The following is a 7,970-nucleotide window of genomic DNA, read 5'->3' as shown; positions in this document are numbered from 1 at the left end:
ACCTTCTTCATTCCACCATCTCCATTGCTTTTTTCAGGTCTTCCACTTTCAATTGCCCTGGTGCCACTGCATCGGATACGCTTGCATAGGTAAGCTTTGAGCCATATAGGGGGGCAATGATGCGAGTGTGTTTTCCCATCTGTCCCATGGATATTGTGCAGACATCGTCTACTTCCAGTGTCACTTCCAGCAGGTCCAGTACATCCTGCATATTCTCAGGCATCACTGCAAGTTTTGCAATATCGGCACCTGCGTTGTGGGAGTGGTCAAGGATGCTCTTCAGTGTGGCTTTGTCAGGCGTTCTTTCAAAATCATGCGAGGATATTATTACGGTCTTCTTTTCCTCTTTTGCTTTTTTGACTATCCTGTCCCTGAGATGTTCATCTGTTTCAAGCTCGATATCCACGGCATCTGTAAGATGCATGATATCTTCCAATAGGGCAATTCTGCTCTCTTCCGTACCTTCCCAATTTCCGCCCTGGGTTCGTAACCTATTGGTTGCAATACATGGGAGGCTGGTCTTATCTTTGACCGTTCTCAACAGGTCTGCAGCCTCTTTGGGGGTAGTTATCCCAAGCAGGTCGAACCTTATCTCGAGGATGTCTGCACCATGTTCGGCTGCGGTCCCGGACTGTTGTAAAGGTTCGTTGCTGATGGCAGCGACGATAGCTGCCCTTTCTTCCAGATCGAACTTCCCTATTTTCAACATTGCTCATTTCTCGATTATCGTTTCTTCTACCTTCATTCCGAAATGCCTTGCTCCGCCTTCATAGTAGACCATTACTTCATCTCCGGGTTTCAGGTCGGCCACAGAGATGGGTTCTCCGTTTATGTCCACCAGTTTGATGGTCTCGGCGTTCTGGAGGATGTTCTTTATGACCTCCCCATTTACTTCGGCTTCTACGAGCATGAGCGGACGTCTTTCGATCTTGACCCTGCCTACAACACCGGTTCGCTGTTTTCCCTCGGCATTGACAATGGTGACCTCGTCACCGGAGCTGAGCTCGGAAAGATATCTGGTCCTGTCTCCCACTTTTACGTAAGCATGAACTGCTCCGGCATTGACACGGAACGGACGGGATGCAACGTACGGGCTTTCTTCGGATTCTGAATGTACCAGGAACATTCCGCTTGCCTGTGAACCCACAAGCATTCCCTCGCCTTTGACCATCATGTTGCAGGTATCCACACAGACGCGATCTCCCATTCCCACAGCTTCGACCTTTGTGACCTTTCCGGGAACAAGTTTAAGGTCCTCGATACCTGAACTTTCTGCTACTGCAACGGTGGCTTTGATGGCATTGGGGTCATCGGAGTCAAGCAGGACACCTTCTGAGCCATGCTCCATGGTCTCAAGGGCAAGTTTTGCTTCATCCTGGTCACGTACGCCGGCAATGATCTTCACATTGCTATCCTGAAGTCCGGCAATGAGGTTCTCAAGGGGGATGACCTTCCAGTCAGTACCGACTATGATAAGGAAATCACATTCTTTGCCTATCTCTGCGGCAAATTCTTCGTATTTCTTGTTCTGTATCACTACGTAGGCTCCGACGGTCAATCCCTTTTCTTTCAATCGGATCGCAGTGACCATGTCCAGGGAACCAATGGGGTCAGGGGACAATGGTTTTGTTCCATCTCCTTCTCCGCCCTTTCCAACGACAATTATGTCAGCACCGGACTTGTCGTCATAGGCAAATGCAGCGACCTGTATGTCGCCAAGTTCCCTTACTTTTTCCACTTCGTCAGAGTTCACGAGCACACAATTGGCACCGGACTCAAGTCCTGTTGTTATTCTGTCCTTGTGAGCTTCCCAGTGGCCTTTATCGGCCTTTATCCAAATTGTCTTGTCCTTCATATTATACGCCATTGGAGTTTATCATTTAAGTGTTTGTAGTGCCTCTTCGACACTCATCTTGTGGTGGACGATCTGCGTGATAGCATTTGTCATCTTTATGGGGTCAGGGTGCTGGAATACATTCCTGCCAATAGCAACTCCTCTTGCACCTGCTTCCATGGCTCCGCTGATCATTTCCAGGAATTCCTGGTCGGTCTCTGTTTTTGGTCCGCCTGCAATGACCACTGGTACGGGACAACCATCGACAACTTCTCTGAAACTGTCCACATCTCCGGTGTAGACCGTCTTGATAACATCGGAACCTAGCTCTGCACCTACTCTTGCTGCATGAGCCACCATCTGTGGGTCATGAGGATTTGTTATGTTCTTTCCTCTGGGGTACATCATTGAGAGCAGAGGTATGCCCCATTCGTCACATTGTTCTGCAACGGATCCGAGCTTCTTGAGTTGTTCTGCTTCTGTTTCTGAGCCTATGTTCACATGGATGGAAACCGCATCAGCGCCCATTTTCATTGCTTCCTCCACCTTGCAGACGAGGACCTTGTCATTGGGGTCAGGTCCAAGGGATGTGGATGCACTCATGTGGACTATGAGACCTACATCGTGGCCGTATCCCCTGTGGCCATGGTAGACCATTCCTTTTTGCATGAGGATGGCATTAGCTCCGCCTTCAGCTACTTTATTGATGGAATCTGCGATGTCTATCACTCCTCTGATAGGTCCATCGGACATGCCGTGGTCCATTGGGATGATGACCATGTTCCTGCTGTCTCTGTGCATAATTCTTTCAATTCGTATCCTTTTTCCTATCTCTGCCATATATATCACTCTCTGTTATTTGGTTAATATCGGTATGTATCTTCACCGTGTTACTATGTGACATACTAGCACGGATTAATATTTAAACTTTGTTATTTGTTTCCTTTTGAAATGTGGAATAGTCTTATATATAGATTCATCAATACTGCGAGTATTGACCTTAACGGTGTGATTTTCATCATGAGAGAATTAAAGATCCTTGTTATCAACAACTATGGCCAGTTCTGTCACCTTATTCATCGTACGGTGCGTGACCTTGATATGGATACGAAGATCGTGGCTAACACCACTTCCGTAGAGGATATCCTTGATGAAGAGCCGGATGGCATCATTCTTAGTGGTGGTCCTTCCATGGAACGTGTTGGCCTCTGTCAGGAATATGTGGAGAGCATTGACATTCCTATTCTTGGTATATGCCTCGGACACCAGCTTATAGCCAGGACCTTTGGCGGACAGACCGGTGCAGGTGAGCTTGGTGGATATGCAGCCATCGACATTGAGGTGATCGAAGAGGATGATATACTGAAAGGACTTGGTCCGAGGACCTCTGTGTGGGCTTCTCATGCGGATGAGGTCACAGTACTTCCTGATGAGTTCATTCATCTCGCCCGTTCAGATGTCTGTGAGATCGAGGCAATGCGTCATGAAGAGAGGCCTATCTATGGGGTGCAGTGGCATCCTGAGGTTGCTCATACCCATAAAGGGGAAGAGTTGTTCATGAACTTCTTTGAGGTCTGTGAGAATTACTGAGCTTTTCATGGGCTCATATTATTTTTCCATTTCTACCTGTATGATATTTAGCTTTTAGGCCTTTCTTTTCAGTTAAGGTCCGTTCATGGCTATTAGTGAGAATGTCCCTGAGCTCCAATTGCATTGTCAATGATGGCAATACTTGCTATCATGTTCCTGTCCACGGGATGAAGGGATGAGTAAACCTTATGCTCTTCTTTTTTTGTTCCTTATTTGATCTACATCTCTTTTCTGCAATGGGGTGTGGCAAGATGTCAATGAAAAAGGAAAACCCTTCAATATTGAATGGGTGACTGAATTTATTTTATCTTTATTTCCGGTGTTAGGGTTCAAAGAACGGATCCGGTTCGCGATCGAATGAGCAAAGATATCACACTTCAATATGGTTCGTACAAGGGATGGGCTATGATTGATATCGTTTGCAGGACGTTATAATTGTCCGGTCGATGTTAATGAGAAAAAAGACAAAGAGTGGGATTCACTCTTTGTTACGGTTCTTTCTGTAGGACACTAATGTTCCTGCTAAAATTATCACTCCTGCGATAAGGGTGATCAAATTGGAGGTGAACATCGTTTTTTTGATCGAGCTTGAATTATCCTGATACGAATGGTCTGTCTCTGTGTCGAGGTCATAAATGCTCTTCTGGGTGTCCTTGTCTTCCATTCCTACAATGGCAAAGGGTGAGGATGAGTCCAGAGTTGCCTGATAGTAGGCAATACCATCAAGGGTCTCAATATATGTTGTCGGGACGGTTTCCCATTTATCGGTTTCAGAGTTGTAATACTTCATGAAGACCCTGTGGGGTTCGATGTTGTTCTCTTCAAGCCATGCGGTATTTACATTGAATTCCAGTATTGCGTCCTTTATGTTTTTTGGGATGGAGAATCCTTCGTAGCCTACCCATATGTTCAGGTTCTTGTAAACAGTCCCTTCGGGTGTTTCTTTTACAAGTTCTGATGTTTGTTTAAGGACCTCTATGGTGACGGGTACGCTTTTGGCTGTTCCGCCGCTTAAGGCGATCCAGTTGCCTTCTGCCGTGCCATTATGATCGGCAAAACTGACGTGGTTCTCATCAATGCTTATTTCCAGTATGTATTCGTCATTCATGGTATATCTGCAAATGCCACTGTTATGAATGACAATGTGATCAATAGGGACAAAACTAACGTTATTCCAGTGCATAATCTGCTCATAAATACCACCCTCTCGAAATGTTCTGCGTTGTGTCACAGAACTTCCTTTTATAAAATCTTCTTATGTTTAAGTTTCCTTCTGTTAGTAAATAACGGTTACGACCGGAAGTTTTTTAAATTCTCATAAAGACCCGTTTATCCTTTGGTTACCGTTCCCATGGATCTCAGTTTACGAAGGTGCTTTTCAAAAGAAGGGCATCCTCTTCAAGATTCGGGCTTTCACATATCACAAGCCCCTTTATGTCGAACTCCTGGAATACTGCCATGAGATCCATATAGTTAAGGTCCGACTCACTAAGCACCAGGTGGTTCTTCTCCCCCTTATCCCCATAGGCTATGCCGGAGACATGGCAATGCATGTTATCCAGCCCACCCCTTCCCAGGGTATTTTCCACGCTCTCAAGAACGCTTCTAAACTCTTCCATGGTATTATACTCTCCGCAGCTGCGTGCGTGCAGATGGGAGAAGTCTATGCAGGGCATTACCCCCTCGATGGCTGATGCCATCATAAGGGTCTCCTCCAGACTGCCGAACTGGGTCGCTTTGCCGGTGATCTCCGGGCGAAGCACCACATCGATGCCCTCGTCAGCGAGCCTTGAAGTAAGACCTTCGAGCAGCACGGTGACCTTCTCCATCACCTTTTCGCTGCTCTGGCCCTGGTAATAGGCAGGATGGAATACGATGGATGATGCTCCACAGAGAGCCCCGATACGTGCGGACTGATATATACGCTCTATACTGGCCTCGATCTTCTCTGCATCGGCGGAGTTGAGGTTGATGTAATAAGGGGCATGCACACTGAGGGCCACGTTCTCTTCCTCGGCGGTCTGCCGGACATTTGCAGCGGTCTCTTCTTTCATGCGAACCCCTCGCACGAATTCCAGTTCCATGCAGTCAAGCCCAATCTCCCTTACCCGCTTGATCCCCTCAATGGAGCCTTTCTTCTTTGAGCTTAGGGGGGCCCCTGCGGTCCCGAAGAGCAGTTGCTTCATGCCATCCCCAGATGGAGGCGCAGCTCCTTTGCCCGCTCCTCTAAGACCTTCTCTTCCACAAGCTCGAAGAACGTGTCCACGTCCTCATCCTCAAGGGACCTGATGTCCTCTTCCCCTTCCAAGGCAAGGCCTACAAGGTAGTCAAGCTCTTCCCCGGTAAGTCTCTCAAGCCGTTCCCTGAAATCATCCGAGTCTTCCACGAACTTGTGGGATATGGGTCTCAAAATGAACGGATATGGGTGTCCCATGGGGGACATGTGCGTACCGCCGTTCTCAGGTGCAAGCTTGTTGAAGATCTCTTTATCCCTGTCTGAAAATTCTCGTCCCATGAATTATTGTACGGCAGACTGATATAAAATCGTGTCTTTTTTTGGGATGTGTATCGTTGTGTATGTGGGAATGCATTTAGTGTACATTTGCGTGTTTTTTCATACATTTTAAGATGACGTATCTCGCATCTGAAATCATTCATAAGGGCATTGGCTTCCGCTCAGTCTGCTATATAAAAACACGTGTATATCTGTACTTCAAATTATGCTGATCTGTATTTCAGAATCGTCATTAAGCAGCATCATTGGTATTCACTTGTCGGACTGATATTGTGAATTCATAGCAATACTTATCTATATTCAGTAGTTCGCTAATTTTATCTGAATCCACATAACCCCATTACCTACCAGCATATTTATATGCGAATAATGCCGCTACCCCATGTTTTCTCGATTACAACTAACTCCATATGAATGTACAAAAAACGCTTTGCAACCTCTTCTCGACAACATTCACATTCCTATAAATGGCTCACTTACCTGTAAAGACCTATTTCACACTGTTCTGGGTATGGCAGTTGATAAAAAATCCGCACATTCAATAAATAAACAGTATCTTGAGACGCCTTGCGAAACATCAATAAGGTATCATTTGAAAAAAATGAGTATGGATCAACTCATTGAATCAAATGCAAAAATACTCATGCAAACAGCACTTGGAACTCTCAACCAAAACCAAAAATATGACTTTGCTATCGATTATACAAACGATCCATACTATGGAAAAAGGGATAAAGAAAACAAAAAGTACCTTATCAGAGGACAGGCTAAAAAATCAACGAACACGTTCTATTCCTATGTATCACTTTACATTATTAACAAGAATAAAAGATTTACAATCTCTGTGCTGCCTGTCGAAAATGGGAAATTAAAGACTGATTATATTAACTGTTTTATAAAACGGATTGATGAACTTAATTTCAAGGTCAACGTCCTTTGTTTAGATCGGGAATTCTATTCATCTAAAGTTTTTGCTTTTTTACAGGAAAAAGAGATTCCCCATATTATTCCTGTTGTCAAAAGAGGGAGAAAAATCAAAACGGTTCTAATGGGTAGAAAAAAGCGTTATGACACATATGTCATGAAAGGTGCTGAGGGAAATGTTAAACTCGATGTCGTTATTGACGTTAAATATAAGAAGGGAAATCGAGGGGAAACGGGCTGTGAAAACTTTGGATTTGTTGTTTACGGTACTGATTGGGATCCTAGAAAAGTAAGTACGACCTACAGGAAAAGATTTGCTATTGAGGCATCCTACAGGATGAGAAATATTGTAAAGCCAAAGACATCTTCTAAAAATCCCATGTTCCGATATTTCTATACGTTGGTTTCTTTTCTTCTCAAAAATACGTGGGTAACATTACAAAGAAGGCACTTCACGAGAGTTAAAAGAGGACCGCAGGTAATTGAATACGATATGTTTAGGTTTGATATGTTCATTCATTTTGTTATGGAATGGGTAAGAAAGAAGTTGAGGGTTAGATTAACAATTGAATGTTGTAGCTAAATTGGGGTTATTATGGAGGAGATAGAATATTAGCGAAGTACTGAAATTAGCGAACTACTGAAGTTACTTTATCTCTATTAGATATCATTGTCATTACCGATTTTAAATATGTTGTTCATCTTACTTAACGCAGGAGACTCCTTGCGAGAGCTGGGATGGGAATGCGTCAGATCGTGATTATTTGTTGGTGTACCAATGTTGTTGTGGACCTTAGTAAGCACCACTTTTCCTGCATTGAACACCTCTTTGCCCACTTCTTAGATTCTTTCACATGATTTTCTTTTCTCACTGATCATTTGATCTCTGAGTTCTCTTCTATTTTCTATCACGATTTAATCTTGAAACCTATTTATGAAAAGATGTGACATCGATGACAGTCTGATGCCGATCACGATCACATCATCTGACAGCCATCCACCACAATGACCTCTCCGCTGACATAAACTCCAAGATCAGAACATGGCCCTGGCATAGTCTTCGGATGAGGTATCGGCCTTGATCCTCGAATAGTTAAGCCCCCATGC

General features: G+C 44.5%; 8 protein-coding genes. 2 read left to right on the top strand and 6 right to left on the bottom strand.

Annotation, left to right across the window (positions count from 1 at the left end; all coding sequences use genetic code 11):
* Window positions 1–7: 7 nt before the first annotated feature.
* From aroD to QAS77_RS08725, 3 genes are read right to left on the bottom strand one after another with little or no spacing between them, the layout of a single operon-like run.
* A complete protein-coding gene (gene aroD / locus QAS77_RS08735; RefSeq protein ID WP_305064985.1) occupies window positions 8–709 on the bottom strand; it encodes a type I 3-dehydroquinate dehydratase in 702 nt (233 codons plus the stop codon).
* 3 nt (window positions 710–712) lie between these two features.
* Window positions 713–1,855: a 3-dehydroquinate synthase II gene (locus tag QAS77_RS08730; protein WP_305064984.1), complete on the bottom strand. Its 1,143-nt coding sequence runs from the start codon at window positions 1,853–1,855 to the stop codon at window positions 713–715.
* A gap of 21 nt (window positions 1,856–1,876) precedes the next feature.
* Entirely contained in the window at window positions 1,877–2,674 is a 798-nt protein-coding gene (locus tag QAS77_RS08725) for a 2-amino-3,7-dideoxy-D-threo-hept-6-ulosonate synthase (protein WP_250866869.1), read from the bottom strand.
* A gap of 180 nt (window positions 2,675–2,854) precedes the next feature.
* Here QAS77_RS08725 and QAS77_RS08720 point away from each other — a divergent pair, with 180 nt between their 5' ends.
* Window positions 2,855–3,424, top strand: a complete 570-nt coding sequence (locus QAS77_RS08720; RefSeq protein WP_250866906.1) for a GMP synthase subunit A — start codon at window positions 2,855–2,857, stop codon at window positions 3,422–3,424.
* 478 nt (window positions 3,425–3,902) lie between these two features.
* On the opposite strand, the gene QAS77_RS08715 is transcribed toward QAS77_RS08720, so the two are convergent.
* From QAS77_RS08715 to QAS77_RS08705, 3 genes are all read right to left on the bottom strand, one after another.
* The gene (locus QAS77_RS08715; protein ID WP_305064982.1) at window positions 3,903–4,532 is read right to left on the bottom strand and encodes a PGF-pre-PGF domain-containing protein; all 630 of its coding nucleotides are present in this window, start codon (window positions 4,530–4,532) and stop codon (window positions 3,903–3,905) included.
* A gap of 250 nt (window positions 4,533–4,782) precedes the next feature.
* Window positions 4,783–5,610, bottom strand: coding sequence for a TIM barrel protein (locus QAS77_RS08710; protein ID WP_305064981.1), 828 nt, complete (start codon window positions 5,608–5,610; stop codon window positions 4,783–4,785).
* Window positions 5,607–5,939, bottom strand: coding sequence for a hypothetical protein (locus tag QAS77_RS08705; protein ID WP_305064979.1), 333 nt, complete (start codon window positions 5,937–5,939; stop codon window positions 5,607–5,609). The genes QAS77_RS08710 and QAS77_RS08705 overlap by 4 nt, the downstream gene beginning before the upstream one ends.
* Before the next feature lie 382 nt (window positions 5,940–6,321).
* Between QAS77_RS08705 and QAS77_RS08700 the strand changes: the two genes are divergently transcribed.
* Window positions 6,322–7,446, top strand: coding sequence for an ISH3 family transposase (locus QAS77_RS08700; RefSeq protein WP_305064977.1), 1,125 nt, complete (start codon window positions 6,322–6,324; stop codon window positions 7,444–7,446).
* Window positions 7,447–7,970: the final 524 nt, after the last annotated feature.

Origin of the sequence: Methanococcoides sp. (assembly GCF_030594565.1) — an archaeon.
Lineage (GTDB): Archaea > Halobacteriota > Methanosarcinia > Methanosarcinales > Methanosarcinaceae > Methanococcoides > Methanococcoides seepicolus.
Note: the sequence above shows the minus strand (reverse complement) of the source record. Positions and strands in the feature narration are given on the sequence as shown.

Bases quoted from the DNA above. Each gene is read 5' to 3' on its own strand.
- QAS77_RS08700 (WP_305064977.1), top strand. From the start codon at position 6,322: ATGTTTTCTCGATTACAACTAACTCCATATGAATGTACAAAAAACGCT.
- QAS77_RS08710 (WP_305064981.1), bottom strand. From the start codon at position 5,610: ATGAAGCAACTGCTCTTCGGGACCGCAGGGGCCCCCCTAAGCTCAAAG.
- QAS77_RS08705 (WP_305064979.1), bottom strand. From the start codon at position 5,939: ATGGGACGAGAATTTTCAGACAGGGATAAAGAGATCTTCAACAAGCTT.
- QAS77_RS08730 (WP_305064984.1), bottom strand. From the start codon at position 1,855: ATGAAGGACAAGACAATTTGGATAAAGGCCGATAAAGGCCACTGGGAA.
- QAS77_RS08725 (WP_250866869.1), bottom strand. From the start codon at position 2,674: ATGGCAGAGATAGGAAAAAGGATACGAATTGAAAGAATTATGCACAGA.
- QAS77_RS08715 (WP_305064982.1), bottom strand. From the start codon at position 4,532: ATGAATGACGAATACATACTGGAAATAAGCATTGATGAGAACCACGTC.
- aroD (WP_305064985.1), bottom strand. From the start codon at position 709: ATGTTGAAAATAGGGAAGTTCGATCTGGAAGAAAGGGCAGCTATCGTC.
- QAS77_RS08720 (WP_250866906.1), top strand. From the start codon at position 2,855: ATGAGAGAATTAAAGATCCTTGTTATCAACAACTATGGCCAGTTCTGT.